Origin of the sequence: Streptomyces sp. NPDC018045 (assembly GCF_044327445.1) — a bacterium.
Taxonomy (GTDB): domain Bacteria; phylum Actinomycetota; class Actinomycetes; order Streptomycetales; family Streptomycetaceae; genus Streptomyces.
In genome coordinates, this window is sequence record NZ_JBIRFL010000042.1 from 14102 (window position 1) to 29332 (window position 15231).

15 protein-coding genes and 4 pseudogenes are annotated in these 15231 nt (G+C 68.9%); 15 read left to right on the top strand and 4 right to left on the bottom strand.

The window, feature by feature from the left end:
* Positions 1–425: 425 nt before the first annotated feature.
* Complete coding sequence (locus ACH4EB_RS36990) at positions 426–1484, bottom strand: methyltransferase domain-containing protein (RefSeq protein WP_398352856.1); 1059 nt, start codon at positions 1482–1484, stop codon at positions 426–428.
* A 296-nt stretch (positions 1485–1780) separates the two neighbouring features.
* Between ACH4EB_RS36990 and ACH4EB_RS36995 the strand changes: the two genes are divergently transcribed.
* Positions 1781–2176, top strand: a complete 396-nt coding sequence (locus tag ACH4EB_RS36995) for a hypothetical protein (protein ID WP_398352857.1) — start codon at positions 1781–1783, stop codon at positions 2174–2176.
* 83 nt (positions 2177–2259) lie between these two features.
* Here ACH4EB_RS36995 and ACH4EB_RS37000 read toward each other — a convergent pair whose 3' ends face one another.
* A complete protein-coding gene (locus tag ACH4EB_RS37000; RefSeq protein ID WP_398352859.1) occupies positions 2260–2511 on the bottom strand; it encodes a hypothetical protein in 252 nt (83 codons plus the stop codon).
* 490 nt (positions 2512–3001) lie between these two features.
* Between ACH4EB_RS37000 and ACH4EB_RS37005 the strand changes: the two genes are divergently transcribed.
* Both ACH4EB_RS37005 and ACH4EB_RS37010 read left to right on the top strand, forming a co-directional pair.
* Entirely contained in the window at positions 3002–3157 is a 156-nt protein-coding gene (locus ACH4EB_RS37005) for a hypothetical protein (protein ID WP_398352861.1), read from the top strand.
* A gap of 40 nt (positions 3158–3197) precedes the next feature.
* Positions 3198–4243: pseudogene (locus ACH4EB_RS37010) on the top strand (IS5 family transposase).
* Positions 4244–4396: 153 nt separating this feature from the next.
* Here ACH4EB_RS37010 and ACH4EB_RS37015 read toward each other — a convergent pair.
* Positions 4397–4771: pseudogene (locus ACH4EB_RS37015) on the bottom strand (transposase); the annotation flags it as partial.
* 62 nt (positions 4772–4833) lie between these two features.
* On the opposite strand from ACH4EB_RS37015, the gene ACH4EB_RS37020 reads away from it, so the two are divergent.
* The 3 genes from ACH4EB_RS37020 to ACH4EB_RS37030 all read left to right on the top strand — a co-directional run bounded on the left by ACH4EB_RS37020 (position 4834) and on the right by ACH4EB_RS37030 (position 7025).
* Positions 4834–5208 (top strand): hypothetical protein, encoded by a 375-nt coding sequence (locus ACH4EB_RS37020; protein ID WP_398352862.1) that lies wholly within the window; start codon positions 4834–4836, stop codon positions 5206–5208.
* 428 nt (positions 5209–5636) lie between these two features.
* Positions 5637–6035 (top strand): hypothetical protein, encoded by a 399-nt coding sequence (locus ACH4EB_RS37025; protein WP_398352863.1) that lies wholly within the window; start codon positions 5637–5639, stop codon positions 6033–6035.
* A gap of 438 nt (positions 6036–6473) precedes the next feature.
* Positions 6474–7025 carry a hypothetical protein gene (locus ACH4EB_RS37030; RefSeq protein WP_398352865.1) on the top strand — a complete coding sequence of 184 codons (552 nt, stop codon included), beginning with the start codon at positions 6474–6476 and terminating at the stop codon, positions 7023–7025.
* A 58-nt stretch (positions 7026–7083) separates the two neighbouring features.
* Here the strand turns inward: ACH4EB_RS37030 and ACH4EB_RS37035 are convergent, their stop codons facing one another.
* Complete coding sequence (locus ACH4EB_RS37035) at positions 7084–7236, bottom strand: hypothetical protein (protein ID WP_398352866.1); 153 nt, start codon at positions 7234–7236, stop codon at positions 7084–7086.
* Between the two features lie 805 nt (positions 7237–8041).
* Here ACH4EB_RS37035 and ACH4EB_RS37040 point away from each other — a divergent pair.
* The 9 genes and pseudogenes from ACH4EB_RS37040 to ACH4EB_RS37080 all read left to right on the top strand — a co-directional run bounded on the left by ACH4EB_RS37040 (position 8042) and on the right by ACH4EB_RS37080 (position 15105).
* The gene (locus ACH4EB_RS37040) at positions 8042–8188 is read left to right on the top strand and encodes a hypothetical protein (protein WP_398352868.1); all 147 of its coding nucleotides are present in this window, start codon (positions 8042–8044) and stop codon (positions 8186–8188) included.
* Positions 8189–8258: 70 nt separating this feature from the next.
* Positions 8259–8797: pseudogene (locus ACH4EB_RS37045) on the top strand (winged helix-turn-helix domain-containing protein).
* Complete coding sequence (locus tag ACH4EB_RS37050; RefSeq protein ID WP_398352869.1) at positions 8794–9342, top strand: transposase; 549 nt, start codon at positions 8794–8796, stop codon at positions 9340–9342. The pseudogene ACH4EB_RS37045 and the gene ACH4EB_RS37050 overlap by 4 nt, the downstream one beginning before the upstream one ends.
* A 235-nt stretch (positions 9343–9577) precedes the next feature.
* Positions 9578–10677, top strand: a pseudogene (locus ACH4EB_RS37055) (IS630 family transposase); the annotation flags it as partial.
* Between the two features lie 87 nt (positions 10678–10764).
* Positions 10765–11658, top strand: coding sequence for a LysR family transcriptional regulator (locus tag ACH4EB_RS37060; RefSeq protein WP_398352874.1), 894 nt, complete (start codon positions 10765–10767; stop codon positions 11656–11658).
* Between the two features lie 70 nt (positions 11659–11728).
* The gene (locus ACH4EB_RS37065) at positions 11729–12787 is read left to right on the top strand and encodes a tartrate dehydrogenase (protein ID WP_398352870.1); all 1059 of its coding nucleotides are present in this window, start codon (positions 11729–11731) and stop codon (positions 12785–12787) included.
* A 77-nt stretch (positions 12788–12864) separates the two neighbouring features.
* Positions 12865–14241: a C4-dicarboxylate transporter DctA gene (gene dctA, locus ACH4EB_RS37070; protein ID WP_398352871.1), complete on the top strand. Its 1377-nt coding sequence runs from the start codon at positions 12865–12867 to the stop codon at positions 14239–14241.
* A gap of 111 nt (positions 14242–14352) precedes the next feature.
* Entirely contained in the window at positions 14353–14529 is a 177-nt protein-coding gene (locus ACH4EB_RS37075) for a hypothetical protein (RefSeq protein WP_398352872.1), read from the top strand.
* Positions 14530–15105, top strand: coding sequence for a hypothetical protein (locus ACH4EB_RS37080; protein ID WP_398352873.1), 576 nt, complete (start codon positions 14530–14532; stop codon positions 15103–15105).
* Positions 15106–15231 lie beyond the last annotated feature (126 nt).

The following is a 15231-nucleotide window of genomic DNA, read 5'->3' on the forward strand; positions in this document are numbered from 1 at the left end:
GTGAACGCGAGCCCCAGCAAGTGGCAGTTCTTCGGCGGCGCGTAGCCGTCCCGTAGGGCGCGCAGGCCGTCTTCTTCCTTCAGGGTTCAGCCCGGTGACCTCGGCCGCGGCCACACGCGCCCTGCTCGCCTGCTCGACGTTGACCGATGGCGTCGAGCAGGCGCTGCGAAGATTCCCGACCACGCAACCCGCCAGCAGCCGCATCCCATGCGCTGGCCCATGAGCGATCTCAACGGCACTTTCTGTACCACACCTACTCACATCCGCAGAGCCCCGTGAGTTCAGAGGCCGTTCTGACGCCGCTGGGCGCGCCCGGTCGTTGCATCGTCCCCTTCGGCTGCGTCAAGCGCTGATGTGCGGGGCTGGGCTGACCACCGTGTCCGGCGTGTGCAGCCACAGGTGGGCCCGGCCGTCCTCGGTGACCGTCATGCCGAAGTCCTCCCCCCCCGCGTGGGACGGCCGGCCGCGGCGTACTCCTGCCAGACGGCCAGCAGTTCGGTCCACAGGTCCCGGCCGGTGCCGTAGACCGCGGCCCAGCCGTCTTCGGCCCAGACACCCGCTCCGGCACCGTCCCACAGATGGACCTGGGCGTCCTCGCCGGGCCCGCGGCGGGTCATGTGTACGCCGGGCAGCCGTTCACCGGCGTACAGGGCGAAGCCCGGCACGGTGATGTCCTCCAGTAGGCCCGGGAAGGCCGCCAGGTCGTGGAAGTGCCGCGGAGTGGTCCCGTCGACCGTGGCCGAGGCCGTGGAGCGGTGGGAGCGCATCGGCATGTAGGAGGCGCTGCCGTGGAAGGTGCCGGTGGCGGTGCCGGTCGTGGCGTCCTTGGTGAACCGGGCCAGGAGCCCGGGGGCGAAATCACGCACCAGCGGGGCGACCAGGAGGCCGCCCGGTCGCAGATGGCGCAGCAGCGCGGGCGCCACGGTGGGCAGCGCGCAGGTCGCCAGGATCCGGTCGTACGGCGCGCCCGGCGCCCACCCGGCCTCGCCATCGGTGATGCGGACCGCCGGTGCCAGGCCGACCCGCGCGAGGTTGTCCCGTGCCTGCAGGGCCAGGCTTTCATCGATCTCCACGGAGGTGACGTTCTGGTCGCCGACCCGCAAGCTCAGCTTGGAGGCGGTGTCCCCGGTCGCGGTGCCGATCTCCAGCACGGTCATGCCGTCGTACGGGTCCAGCGGGCCGAGCATCGTGGCGGCCATGGACGGCATCGAGTTGGACGAGGTGGCCACGCCCGGCCCGCCGGGCCGGCCGTCGTCCACCTGGGTCACCACGGGTGAGTCGCTGTAGATGAGCCGGTAGCGCGCATCGGCGTCGGCCACCGGCTCGCACCGGTCCGCGCGTTGCACCCAGACCTGCTCCGGCAGCCAGTGCTCGCGGGGAATGTGGTGCCGGATCTCCTGCCACGGCGGCGTGATCAGGCCGCGCCCGGCCAGCTTGGCGACCAGCGCGGCCTGTCCTGGATGAACCTGCGGATGGACGGTCACAGGGCCAGGTCTTCGCCCATGAGCAGCCTGCCGTTGCCGTCCGGGGACGGTGGATCAGGCGGCGGGGTCCAGGGCTTGACGCTCGGCGGCCCAGCGTGCCGGCCGTCGTCGGCCATGGCCACTTCAGCCCGGAATGTCCTCACAGGCGGAGTCCCTCTTCTCTTCCTCGGTCCTGCCGAACGACGGTAGAGGAGCTCTGCGCCTGTGAGGAAAGATCCCCTGCCGCACCAGCAGGGGCACACCGAAGCACAGCGGGAGCGCTGGACCCACGTGTCGTACTGGTCGTTGGGCACGTCATGGTGAGGTGCGGCAAGAACGGCACACTGCGCAAGGCCTCCTTGCTGCTGACCGAGCAGCCAGCGGTGGATCTGGTCGCCTACCTCTTCCAGCAGCTCGGCGACCGGGCCCGCATGGAGCGGTGGCTGCGCGGCTTCGGCGACGAGGTGTGCCAGGCTCAGCAGCACAACCGTCCTGCCGGTCCCACAGCGATCGAGATCCTGTCGGTCGTCGCCGAGGACCTGACTGCCCCTCCCCGGAGCTGCCGGGGCGGAGCGCCTCGCCCGGATTGGTGTGCCGTGCCTGCCCTACCTCCGCGACGGCCACGACGGTGGGAGCGGGGCGCGCCGACCGCCGTACGGGGGCGGTCACGGCTCGCGGTCCACAGGTTTTCGAGCGTGGTCACCGCCTGCTGATACGCCTCCGTGGGGCGGGCGTCGTGGTCGGCCTCGCCACGGTCATCCGTCGTCGGCGGCGTCCTCGTCGCGCAATGATGTCGTCACCGTCGTTCACGACGACCCCCGAGAGCGGGGCGCACCAACAGGGCCAGAGCGATGGTCGCGGCGCACCAGGCGCCCCACAGCAGGAGCCCGAGGCCGAACACGGCCAGGGCGACGGCGCCGAGCCGGGCGAGTGCTACTGCCGCCGGGCCGCTGCCCGGCGGCCCGGCGAGCACCTGCAGGCTCCAGGCGCCGCCCAGCCGCAGCAGGGCGTACCCCGCGACGGCGGCGCAGCCCCACAGCAGCACCACGCCCCCTCCGCGAAGCGCGCCGGCAGCCCGGAGCCGGAGCCGGAGTCCGTGTTCATGTCCGTGGTGTCCCCTCCCCTTGTACGGCGGTGCATCGCCGCCGCCAGTGTGCCGTGCGGCGGTCGCCGTTGAGTACCCGCCCTGCCGCCCACCGCCGCCGCGGCGGTCAGGCCGTTGCGGCCCCGCGCCGCCGAACCGGAGCAGCAGTCGGGCCGCCGGATGGGCGGAACACCCCAGCAGCCACGCCACCATGGCCGCCGGGCACCCCGGCCACCGGCCACCGTGCCCGGACACAGCCGCAGTCGCCCCGACGGGGCCGATGTGCTGCCGGTGCGGCGCGCTGCGGTGACGACTTGCGGGGCTAACCTCCTGCTCCGCCACTCTCCGGGCAGCCCGGTCAGGCCACCACCCCGAGACGCAAAGGATGAGCCCTGCCCATGCTCCACGCCCGCACGCCAGACCGCGCGTGCTCGACCAACGAGGAGACACCGTCATGTCCACGCTCACCCTGCTCGTCATCCTGCTGCTGGCCCTGGTGGACACCCTGACCTTCGGCGATCTCGCCTACCTGGGGCACCGCCTCCCGGCCCTGCACGAACCTCTGCTCGTCGGCCTGGCTAGGAGCTGTTCGAGGTTCGGATTTGGGTGAGGTCCGGTGCGGTGTTCACCGGGGCTGGTAGAACTCGGCTGTGGCGCGTTTCGATGTGACGGATGCCGAGTGGGCTCTGATCGAGCCGCATCTGCCGGTGGCGGCCACCGGGCCGTTGCCGCGGCGGGTGCGGGACCAGTTCAACGGGGTGCTGTGGCGGTTTCGCACCGGCAGCGGCTGGCGCGATGTCCCGGAACGGTACGGGGCCTGGTCCACGGTCTACTCCCGGTTCAACGGCTGGGCCAGGGCCGGGGTGCTGCAGGGCCTGGTGGACGCGCTGATCGCCGAGGCCGCCGCTCGGGGGCAGGCCGGCCTGGAACTGGTCAGTGTGGACTCCACGGTCGTTCGGGCTCACCATGAGTCGGCCGGGCTGGCGGTGGCCGGAGAGACGCTGGACGCCCTGGAGCAGGCACTGACCGAGGAAAAGGGGGCTCCGCTTGCGGTGCAGCCACCAGTGTGGCGGGTGATCCGGCGACGGCCTGTGCGGGCCCGGACCGTGCAAACGCGCCGCCGGACCAGGATCAGGCGGCCTTGCGCCGGCGCCGCGGGGCCAGGGCGGGTGCCGCTCGGCTCGGCCGGTCCCGAGGCGGACTGAGCAGCAAGATCCACGTCGCGGTCGACGCCGCCGGCCTGCCGCTGTCGTTCGTGCTCACCGCCGGTCAGGCTGCGGACTGTCCTCAATTCCGGACTGTGCTGGGCGGGGTGCGCGTGCCCGGGCCTGTCGGCCGCCCCCGCGCCCGTCCACGCGCCGTGGCCGCGGACAAGGCTTACTCCTCCCGGGCCAACCGCGTCTACCTGCGCCGGCGCGGCATCAGCGCGGTCATCCCGGAGAAGACCGACCAGCAGACCAACCGGAAGAAGAAGGGCTCGGCCGGAGGGCGGCCCGTCACCTTCGATCCCGAACGCTACACACAGCGCAACACCGTCGAACGCTGCTTCCAGAAGATCAGAACCTGGCGCGGCCTGGCCACCCGCCATGACAAAGCACCGCAGAGCTACGAGGCCGGGCTCCACCTCCGCGGGTCAATCATGTGGCTGAAGCGCATCACCTCACACCACGTGATCCGAACCTCGAACAGCTCCTAGTGCGGGGGGGGCCTGGACACCCTCGTGTCGGCGATCGTCACCCACTGACGCCGTGACGCTCGGTGCCGGCGCCGCACGGGGGCTCGTCCGCCGACGGGCTCGCACCCGCCCCGGCGCCCCGGCACGCTCAGGGTTCGGCCGGGGGCGGCGGCAGCGTCCACGGGCACAGTCGACGGGCGAGGGACCGACGTGGTAGCTCCCCTTGAGGGCTCGGATGTGCGAGCCGTCCACGCCCAGCAAGTCCGCGCGGCACAGTTCGCCCAACAGGGCGGCATGCAGGCGCGGCCAGACACCGGCCTCGGTCCAGTCACGCAACCGGCGCCAGGCCGTCACACCGGAGCAACCCACGACGGTGCTCGGTACATCACGCCAAGCCACACCCTTGCGCAGCACGTAGATGATGCCGGCCAGTGCGACCCGGTCCGACACGGGGAGCCGCCCGGGGTGGCGATGTCGGCGCGCGGGTCGGGCTAGCAGCAGCGGGGTTATCCGGTCCCACAGTTCGTCGGGAACAAGGTTCTTGGTCACGATGCGGAAGCCTGCAAGAGGATCCGGTTGAGCCCTCCGGGCCAGCTCGACATACTTCCCGCATGACCAGCAATGGGACCGAAGCCGCTGAGCAGGGGTGGGCCGCTCCCTGGTATCGCGTTCGAACAGAACGGTTCCAGGCATCATTCCTGCCCAGCGCGAACGAGCCCCTGGACGCCGTCTGCAACGTCGACGTCGAGGTCCGGCTGACAGCGGATGAGTCACGCTGGAGCGCGACCGTGCTCACTCTTGCCGAGGTCGAACGCCTCATGGGCAAAGACTCCCGACCCGGCGAGTCCCTAAGCGGCCGCTACTTCTGGTGCTCCGACGGCCTCATCGTCCGAGACCCAGGCATCGACAACATCACGCACGTGCTGACCGGTCTGCTCGATTGTGGTGACTTCACGCAGGTCCTTCAGCGGCTCGACGGCGACTGACCGTCCACCCCATCCTGAAAGGATCAGTTAAGTGAGACCATCACCTGGACCGGCTGGGTCGCGACGGCCGCGACCCTGATTCCGGCCCCGGGCGTCGCGCAGGGCGTCAGCGCTGGCGCGGGAGGCATACCTCTTCTCAGGAGTCGGCAGCAGCATCTTCACCGGTGTCGCCTACGGATTCGGCGGCGATGAATTCTGAGGGTCCGCGCTCGGTACCACCGTCGGCTTCGTCGGCGGCAAGTTCAAGAGCGCCGTCTCGAAGGGGGCCGGTCTAGTAAAGTCGAGAGGCACGAAGGCCCAGGAAGTGTTCAGCGACGTCGCCGGTTCGATTTATTCGGGCGTCACCAGCTTGTTCGTTTGACCGGTCCTTTTGTAGAGCTGAGCTGTGGGGCCCGCGAGCGGGCCCCACAGTGGTAAGGGAGAGAATCTTGCACGCCCCGCACATCCCCGAAAACGTCTGGTGGATCATCGCTGTCGGTACGACGGTCCTTTTCCTCGCAGCCTGGCTGCCCATGATGCCAACGTCCCGGTCCAAGACGCAGGTCGCCATGATCCCCCTCGTCGGTATCGTTTTCCTGACGGTGCTCGGGAAGCTGCGGGGGCACGATCTCACAAAACTCCTCTCCATCTATTCCACAGTGTCCGTCGGCATGCTTCTCGGTGTCATAGGACGGCGCGCGGACATGCGCATAGCAGTGAAGCAGGGTGAGGACCCGCTGGGCACGCCGGCCAGCAAAGCGGCCCCGGCGAACAAGCGGCTGACGGTTCAGATGTCCGCCGGATTCGTCGTGGCGTTCGCCCTGTGGGCATGGCTCAACTGGAGTTGACTCCGGACGGCATCCGTGAGCAGGTCAGTCAGCTCATCGAGCAGCCAGGCGCCTGACGGGCAGAGCCCGTGGCATTTTCGGATGCCTGAAAGAACCCCCGCCCCGACGTTGTGGGAGCGAACAGGAGCGGGGCGGGGCGTGCCAGGAGTTCCGCTGGGTGTGTCATGCCGTCATAAGCACACCGCCGGACCGGCCAGGACGAAAGAGGCGGCGTGGCACGGGCTGAGCAAGCCTGCGGGATCACTCTACGGTGGGGCGGGTTGCCGCGTTGGGGCAGGTACAACACGAAGGGGCCCAGCTCGACGAGATGAAGGCCGACAGCATCACGACCGTGGTGATCAGGTAGGCCATGAATACGGGGCGGAGCGCGAATGTCGGCACAACCCCACAGCTACGCTGATCGAGGCAGTCCACAGTGAGCAAGACCCGGGGGAAACCGTGAACCAACCGCTGCTGTTCCTTGATATGGACGGGCCGCTCAACCCTTACGCGGCCCAGCCGGAGAGGCGTCCCGACGGCTACACCACACTCAGAGTTCCCCGGAACGACAGCCATGAGTACGACGGGGGCCTATCGTCCCGACGACGCCCCCTGCGTGTCTGGCTCAACCCAGAGCACGGAGAGAATCTGCTCCAGCTCGGCTTCGAGCTGTGCTGGGCCACCACATGGATGGACGACGCCAACCGGTGGATCGCACCGGTCCTCGGCCTTCCGGAACTTCCCTTCGTCGACTTCGGTGACGCCCTACTCCAAGAACGCCCTGATGGAGTCCACTGGAAGACCGGGCCGCTGGTGGACTACGCAGGCGGCCGTCCTTTCGCCTGGGTGGACGACGAGCAGAGTGAGCTGGATCAAACGTACGTGACCGACCACCATCAAGGGCCCGGGCTCCTGCACCACGTCAACCCGCGGATCGGCCTACGGAAGAACGACTTCGCCACGCTCGCCGACTTCGCCGGTTCCCTGGACACCTCACGAACCACCGGCTGAGCACCCCGCCGATTTCAGTTGCTCCGTACTCGGAGCGAAGATCTTTGCGGGACAGTTCTCAGCCGAGCCAGTGGCTGATGCCGCCGTGGCCGTCCTGGCCGTTCCAGATCACACTCAGCAGCCAGAACGTGGCCCAGAACGCCTCGTCGGAGAACGGACGGCGATCGCCCAGGCACGAAACACGAGGGCCAGGGGCAGGCAGCAGCACCACGTGGTGTTCCCGCTACTGGTGGGCTGAGGCGTTGGGTCTCCAGGCACTTGGCAAAGGTAGACGTACGGCGGGCTCGCACATGAGTACCCGTACCTACCGACCCTGCGCGGCCCGCCAGACCGGCGTGCCGACTCACACGAAAGCGTCCTGCGGTTCGCAGCCCGTGTCCCGGGCATCTCGTACTCGCTGCCCCGCACGGCCCGACAAAGGCGCACGCCAGAGGCCCTGACGCCAGAACCCCGAGATGAGAGGCCCATGGACGCGGAGTCGTGAGTCGGCAGCGTCTCGGCTTCCTTCTGCTCCCGCCGTTGCCAGTCCTCGCCGACCGCGCGCCGGTGCGCGCGCAGGAGAAACCAGCCGGCCGGCCCCGCCCACAACGGAGACGACGAGCACCGTCACCATGACGGGCCACACCGCCGCCCAGTTCCCGGCCATCCACGCCACGGCGATGACCGCCGCCGCAGTACCCCGCCCTGCAACTGCCTGCGCGTGCGCTCCCTCATACGCCGGCGCCGCCGTCGTGCTCGGGCGGGCCCGCCGGCGGTCGGCCCATGGAGGGCGCCGGGGAGTGGGCCGGCCAACTCCGCCTGTCGAGCAACAACGGACGCCTCCCGGCGAGCTGCTCGGGCGCTCACTCCGCAACTCGGGCCTTGCCTCGCCCAGGAGGCCGCCACGACCGTCGTCTGCCACGGCGGCCTGTGCCTGCCCAACATCGTGCTCACCCCCGACTCCTGACCGTGGCGGGCTTCATCGGCCTCAGCCGCTCAGGCAGGCCGACCCGTACACCGACCTCGCCCTGCTGTTCGTGACCGCCCGGAAGAGCTGGGACGACGGCGCGCGGGCGGCCGCGGCGGAGGACGCGCTCACCGCCCGGTACGGGATCGACCGCGAGCGGGAGCGCACCTGGGCCCCCTCACCTGGGGATGCTAGTGCGGTGCGCCAGGAATCCTGAGGGTTACTGACTTTGTCTGCGCAGTGTCGTCAGGGCTGACAGGTGGTGATCGCTGCGGTACGCCGGAGACATGAGGTATCCGCAAGGCGGTGGCCTGACTGCCGAAAGGCAGGCGTTTCGCGAACACATTCGCATGAAAGCGGCCGGGATGTTCGCTGCCGGACAGAGCAACCATGTGGTCGCGAAGAGGCGGCGGATCAGCGTCCGGTCGGTGCAACGGTGGCGCCGGACTGGGAAGCAGCAGGCCAGCGCGGCCTGTGCTCGAAAGGGCCGGCGTCCAGGTTGGGGCTCAGCGAGACCTTGTTCGCAGTGCTGGAACAAGAGCTGGCCAAGGGACCAGTGGCACATGGCTGGCCGGACCAGACCTGGACCCTGGCCAGAATCAAGACGCTCATCGGGCGCCGGTTCCACAAGAGTTTCACCCTCTCCGCCATCGCGAAGATGCTGCGGCGGCACGGCTTCAGCCATCAGATGCCCGCCCGGCGGGCACTGGAGCGCGACGAGGAGAAGGTGACCGGCTGGCTGAAGGAGACCTGGCCACGGGCAAAAGCACCGCGGCGGCGTGCGGGGCCTGGCTCTGCTTCGAGGACGAGGCCGGATTCTCGATGACGCCGCCGACCCGCCGCACCTGGGCCAGGCGCGGGCACACCCCGCTGGTCCACGTGCGCGGACGCACCCAACGCCGCTTCTCCATCGCTGCTCTGACCTGCTACAAGCACGGCGAACGCTCACGTCTGATCTTCCGTCCCAAGCGGCACGGCGCCCACAAGGAGGCCAAGCGCCGAAGCTTCACCTGGACCGATTACCGCGGCCTGCTCATCGCGGCCCACCACCAGCTCGGCGCCCCGATCGTCCTCATCCGGGACAACCTCAATGTGCACAAGGACGCCCGGCTGCGTGCCTTCGTCGACAGCCACGGCTGGATCACCACCCACTACCTGCCGCCCCACGCGCCCGACCTCAACCCCGTCGAAGGCATCTGGTCACTCCTGCGCAGGCGCTGCCAGGCCAACACCGCCTTCACCGACCCCGACCACCTCCTCGCAGCCCTCCGCCGACGGCCCCGCCAGATTCAATACCACAGCGACATCATCGACAGCTGCCTCACCGCGACCGGACTTTCCCTGACGGCATCGCGCAGACAAAGTCAGTAGTCACTACCCTGTTGTCATGTCACATCCGGGCCCTTCTGCTGTGGCGATCACGCTGTCCGAGGCCGAGCGCGCCGAGTTGGTGCGCCGGACGAAAATGCCGCACCGGCGCTCGGCCGAGATGTCCCGCATTGTCCTGGGGAGTTCTGACGGTGTGTCAAACGCAGGTGTCGCGCGGATCGTTGGCGTCCAGGCCAAGACGGTCGGCAAGTGGCGTCGGACTTTCGCCGCACAGCGGATGGCTGGGCTTGAGGACGCTGGTTGGATTGGCCGGCCGAAGGCGCCGCCCTGGTCCTGGAAGAGGCTGAGCGCAGGCATCTGACGCAATGGGCACGGCAGGCCAAAACCGTCCAGTTCCTCGCGTTGCGAGCCAAGCTCATGCTGCGCTGTGCGGAGGGCGGGACGAACCAGCAGGCCGCAGCCGACCTCGGTATCGACAGGTCGACCGTGGACCGCTGGCGGGCCCGGTTCATCGCGAAACGCCTCGACGGACTGCAGGACGAGCCCCGCTCGGGTCGGCCGCCCTCGATCCTCCTCGACCAGGTCGAGGAGGTCCTCGTGGCCACCCTGGAGTCAACCCCGGGCAAGGAGACCCACTGGTCACGGGCCTCGATGGCCCATCGTACCGGCCTGTCGAAGTCAACCATCGGCCGGATCTGGAGGAAGTTCGACCTCAAGCCCCGCCTGCAGGGCTCCTTCAAACTCTCCGCCAATCCGCAGTTCGTCGCCAAGGTCGTCGACGTCGTCGGGCTGTACCACCACCCGCCGAAGAAGGCGGTCGTGCTCTGCGTGGACCAAAAGTCACAGATCCAGGCGCTGGACCGGTGCCAGCCGGTGCTTCCGATGATGCCGGGTATGCCCGAGCGGCGTACCCACGACTACTACCGGCACGGCATGACCAGCCTGTTCGCCGCCTTCAACATCGCCGACGGCACAGTCATATCGGCACTGCACCGCCGCCACCGGGCGATCGAGTTCAAGAAGTTCCTGGTCCGGATCGACAAAGCAGTGCCCGCCGGGCTCGATTGAACCTGGTGTGCGACAACTACGCCCCCCGACACCGCCGAGATCAGGACGTGGCTGAGCAGACACCCCCGCTTCCACGTCCACTTCACCCCTGCCGGCACCTCCTGGATGAACCAGGTCGAGCGGTGGTTCGGCCTGCTGACCGACAAACTCATCCGCCGCGGCGTCCACACCTCCGTGAAGGCGCTGGAGGACGACATCAGGGCGTGGATCGACACCCGGAACGAGAACCCGCGGCCCTTCACCTGGACCAAGACCGCCGACGAGATCCTCAACTCCCTCGCCGACTACTTCACCAAGGTCGGAACCACCGGCCGGAACACAGAGCAGAACCAACCCTCAGGATGTCTGGCGCATCACACTGGACGGGTTGTCCGGCCCCCGGGTGAGAATCGGCGGATGGACATCCGGCAACTGGAGTACTTCCTCGCGATCGTCGACCATGACGGGTTCAACCGGGCCGCGTCGGCCCTGTACGTCTCCCAGCCGTCGCTGTCCCAGGCGGTGCGGGCACTGGAGCGCGACCTGGGCAGCGAGCTCTTCCACCGGATCGGACGGCGGGCGGTGCTCACCGAGGCGGGCCGGGCGCTGATCGAGCCGGCTCGCGCCGCGGTACGCAGCCTGGCGACCGCGCGGGCCGGCGTCGCCGCCGTGCACGAACTGCGTACGGGCCGGGTGGACGTGGCGGCGATGCCGTCGCAGGCGGTGGAGCCGCTGACCACGATGATCCGTGCTTTCAGCGGCCGCTACCCGGGGGTCTCGGTGGCCATCAAGGCGGCCTTCACCTCCCGTGACGTGGTCGACATGGTCCGCACGGGCACCGTCGAACTCGGGCTGCTGGCCACGGCGGGCCCGCTGCCGGACCGGGAGGTGGCTTCCCACCCCGCCGGGGAGCAGCGCTTCGTGCTCGTGACGCCCGCTGACGGTCCGTTCGCCGGCCGGACGAGCGTGGCGTGCGAGGAGCTGGCGGGGCAGCGGCTGATCGTCGGGCAGCGCGGTACGGGGATGCGCGCGTACGTCGACGGACTGCGCGAGCGCGGCATCGCGTGCGCCATCGCGGCCGAGACCGAGCACCGGGTGGCCATTCTTCCCCTGGTGCTGGCCGGGGTGGGACTGGCGGTGGTGACGGAGTCCTGGCGTGCGGTGGCGGAGCGCGCCGGCGCCCGTGCACTGGACATCGAGCCGAAGACCACGCTGAACATCGGACTGGTGAGCCGCCGCACCGGGCTGTCCCCTGCCGCGCGGGCCTTCCTGGCAGCGGCCTTGCCCGAGGGCGGGACCGTACGAAGATAGGCACTGCTTATCAGGCAGATCGCGACTGCGTCTTGGACGGGCCCGCGGGCCCGTTGCTGCAATCAATCGCATGACGAACCACCGCATCGCCCTGATCCCCGGTGACGGCATCGGCGCCGAAGTGCTGCCCCCGGCGCGGCAGGTCCTCGACGCCGTCGGCCGCCGCCACGGCTTCGCCTTCTCGTACACCTCGTACAACGACTGGTCCTGCGAGCGCTATCTGCGCGAGGGCGCGATGATGCCCCCGGACGGCCTGGAGCGGCTGCGCGACAAGGACGCCATCCTGCTCGGCGCGGTCGGCTTCCCCGGCGTGCCGGACCACGTGTCGCTGTGGGGGCTGCTGATACCGATCCGCCGCCGCTTCCGCCAGTACGTCAACCTGCGCCCGATCCGCGTCTTCGACGGGCTCGACAGCCCGGTGCGGGGCGCGGTGGCAGGGGAGGTCGACTTCGTCGTCGTACGGGAGAACGCCGAGGGCGAGTACAGCGAGATCGGTGGGCGCCTGCACCGCGGCTTTCCGGAGGAGGCGGCCGTGCAGGAGTCGGTGTTCACCCGGGCGGGGGTCACGCGGGTGCTGGACTACGCCTTCGGGCTGGCCGCGGCCCGCGGCGGCAGGCTCACCTCGGCCACCAAGTCGAACGGCATCGTGCACACCATGCCGTTCTGGGACGAGTTGGTCGCCGAACGTGGCTCCGCGCACCCGCGGGTGGTCTGGGACCAGGAGCACATCGACGCGCTGGCGGCGAAGCTCGTGCTGGACCCGGCCCGGTTCGACGTGGTGGTCGCCTCCAACCTCTTCGGGGACATCCTCAGCGACCTGGCCGCGGCCGTGGCCGGTTCGATCGGCATCGCGCCGGCCGCCAATCTCAATCCGGAGCGCGACTTCCCCTCGATGTTCGAACCGGTGCACGGTTCGGCCCCGGACATCGCGGGCCGCGGCGTCGCCAATCCGCTGGGGGCGATCTGGTCCGCCGCCATGCTGCTCGACCACCTCGGCCACCGTGCGGCGGCCAGGGACGTCACCGGTGCCATCGCGGCGGTACTGGCCAAGTCGGACGTCCGCACGCCCGATCTGGGCGGCACCGCCACCACCGCGGAGTTCGCGGGCAAGCTCCTCGAACTCCTCTGAGTGGCCGCCCGCACCACCTCGAACAGCCGTGGAGTCCCTGCCCGGCCGTACCCCTCCCCCCGACGAGGAGAAACGCCATGGCACCACCCGCGCCCGCCGCCCCGGCCCCGCTCCGCGCCAGGCCCTGGTACCGGCAGCTCTACTTCTGGGTGCTGACCGCGATCGTCTCCGGCATCCTCACCGGCTGGCTGTGGCCGGCGGCGGGCGTCGCGCTGGAGCCGGTGGGCACCACGTTCGTGGCCGCCATCAAGATGCTCATCACGCCGATCGTCTTCCTGACCGTCGTGGCCGGCATCGGCAGCGTCGACAGCCTCGGCCGGGTCGGCCGCGTCGGCCTCAAGGCGCTCGCCTATTTCCAGGCGGGCACCCTGCTCGCCCTGCTCCTGGGCCTGCTCACCGTCAACGTCTTCCAGCCCGGCACCGGGGTGCACGCCCACCCCGGCGACCTGCGGCTGGAAGGGGACGCCGCCCAGTACGTCAAGGAGGGGGCGGACCAGAGCTGGTGGCACTTCCTCACCGACCTCGTGCCGACCAGCAGCGTCGGCGCCTTCGCCGAGGGCAACATCCTCCAGGTCATCTTCTTCTCGGTGCTGTTCGGCGTCGCCCTCAAGACCGTGGGGCCCATCGGCGAGCCGATCGTCGACGGCGTGACCCGACTGAGCGCCGTGGTCTTCAAGATCCTGCACTACGTCATGCTGGCCGCGCCCGTCGGCGCTTTCGGGGCGATGGCGTACACCATCGGCAAATACGGCGTCGCCACCCTCGCCAGCCTCGGACGGCTCGTCGGTCTCTTCTACGGCACATCCCTGTTCTTCGTCGTCGTGATCCTCGGCGGCATCACCGCGCTCCTCGGCGTCAACATCTTCCGACTGCTGCGCCACCTGCGCGAGGAGTTCCTGCTCGTCCTGGGCACGTCGTCCTCCGAAAGCGCCCTGCCCCGGCTCATGGGCAAGCTCGAAGGACTCGGCGTCCGCCGCGACATCGTCGGCCTGACCGTACCGACGGGCTACTCCTTCAACCTCGACGGCAGCTCGATCTACCTCTCACTGGCCGCCGTCTACATCGCCCAGGCCACCGACACCCCCCTCGGCATCGGCGGGCAACTCGGGCTGCTCGCCGTCATGCTCCTCACCTCGAAGGGATCCGGCGGCATCACCGGCGCGGGCTTCATCGCACTGGCCGCCACCCTGTCCACGGTCGGCACCGTCCCCGCCGCCGGGATCATGCTCATCTTCGGTATCGACAAGTTCATGTCCGAGTGCCGCGCGCTGACCAACCTCGCCGGCAACACCGTCGCCACCCTCGTCGTCGCCCGCTGGGAAGGCGTCCTGGACACGGCTCGCGTCAACCGCGTTCTGCGCACGGAACGCCCCGAGCCGGACGTACCGGAAGGTCCCGAGGCCCCGCGGAAGAACGCCCCCGCGGACAGGCGCACCGACAGGCTGGCGCGCTAGGTTGTGTCATCAAATGTCACGCTCACATCAGCAGGGCTGCGAGGGTGACGGCTGTTTGATAGGACTCGGCCCACTCGAAAGCAGGTAGAAGCCGCCATCGAGGAGCTCAGGGTGGATCCGAAGAGGCGTGCGGACATGCTGAGGGTCACGACAGAAGCCAAGGAGCAGTTCGAGGATAGCGCCAAGGCCATGAGAGAAGGCCGTGATCCTGAATGGATCTTCAAGGAGGACCGGACGCAGGAGCTGCATGACCTGATTGAAGCCCTGGAAAAGTTGGAGAAGAAGTAGATGTCAGACCTCGAATTCTATGCCCGCCTCGCCGTTCGTGGTGATGTGCTGGGCGCAGGTATCGGGTCCCAGCCCGCTGAATGGGAGCAAAGGCTGGGGCCGGACTACTACGACAACGCGTCACCAGGTCTCCTCAGTCGCGACTACGGACTCGTGGAGCTGTCGTTCCAGGAAGACGGGGGTGAGTGGCCGTGTTTCGGGATCAACGTGCGAGTGCGAAGCCTGATTCGAGGCGCGGATGTCGTTCCGCAGAAGATCAAGGAGATGTACGGGAAGTTCACTCATCGGGTCAAAATCGATGAGCTGAGTGGCCTCGTGTCGACCATGGGGTGCTCGGTAGAGTCCGACAATGACGCATCAGTCACGGATGGCTTCCATCGATATCGGGTATCAGGAACGGGCGCGAGAATCTTCGTAGTCGCTGACGCCGATCCGTATGGACGCGGAGACATCGATCCGGATGATCCCATGGAGAAGCAGGTGGGTGATGTTATATCCATCAACCTTTCTCCGGCTTGGTGGTCTCCACGCGCTCGGGAACTACGAGGCGGTCGGCGTGGTGCGCTGGACGTGTAACGAGTCCTTGCAGAATGATCTTCATGTGGCGCGGTGGAGGGGACGGTGATGCCGTTCCTCGGGGGTGAGGATGGCCCGGCGCAAGCCGTGGGAGGTCAGTGACGAACTGTGGGCGGTGATCGAACC

What these genes read in the sequence shown, in the direction of transcription:
- ACH4EB_RS36995 (WP_398352857.1), top strand. Translation starts at nt 1,781, where the DNA reads ATGGTGAGGTGCGGCAAGAACGGCACACTGCGCAAGGCCTCCTTGCTG.
- ACH4EB_RS37005 (WP_398352861.1), top strand. Translation starts at nt 3,002, where the DNA reads ATGTCCACGCTCACCCTGCTCGTCATCCTGCTGCTGGCCCTGGTGGAC.
- ACH4EB_RS37020 (WP_398352862.1), top strand. Translation starts at nt 4,834, where the DNA reads ATGACCAGCAATGGGACCGAAGCCGCTGAGCAGGGGTGGGCCGCTCCC.
- ACH4EB_RS37050 (WP_398352869.1), top strand. Translation starts at nt 8,794, where the DNA reads ATGACGCCGCCGACCCGCCGCACCTGGGCCAGGCGCGGGCACACCCCG.
- ACH4EB_RS37060 (WP_398352874.1), top strand. Translation starts at nt 10,765, where the DNA reads ATGGACATCCGGCAACTGGAGTACTTCCTCGCGATCGTCGACCATGAC.
- ACH4EB_RS37065 (WP_398352870.1), top strand. Translation starts at nt 11,729, where the DNA reads ATGACGAACCACCGCATCGCCCTGATCCCCGGTGACGGCATCGGCGCC.
- dctA (WP_398352871.1), top strand. Translation starts at nt 12,865, where the DNA reads ATGGCACCACCCGCGCCCGCCGCCCCGGCCCCGCTCCGCGCCAGGCCC.
- ACH4EB_RS37080 (WP_398352873.1), top strand. Translation starts at nt 14,530, where the DNA reads ATGTCAGACCTCGAATTCTATGCCCGCCTCGCCGTTCGTGGTGATGTG.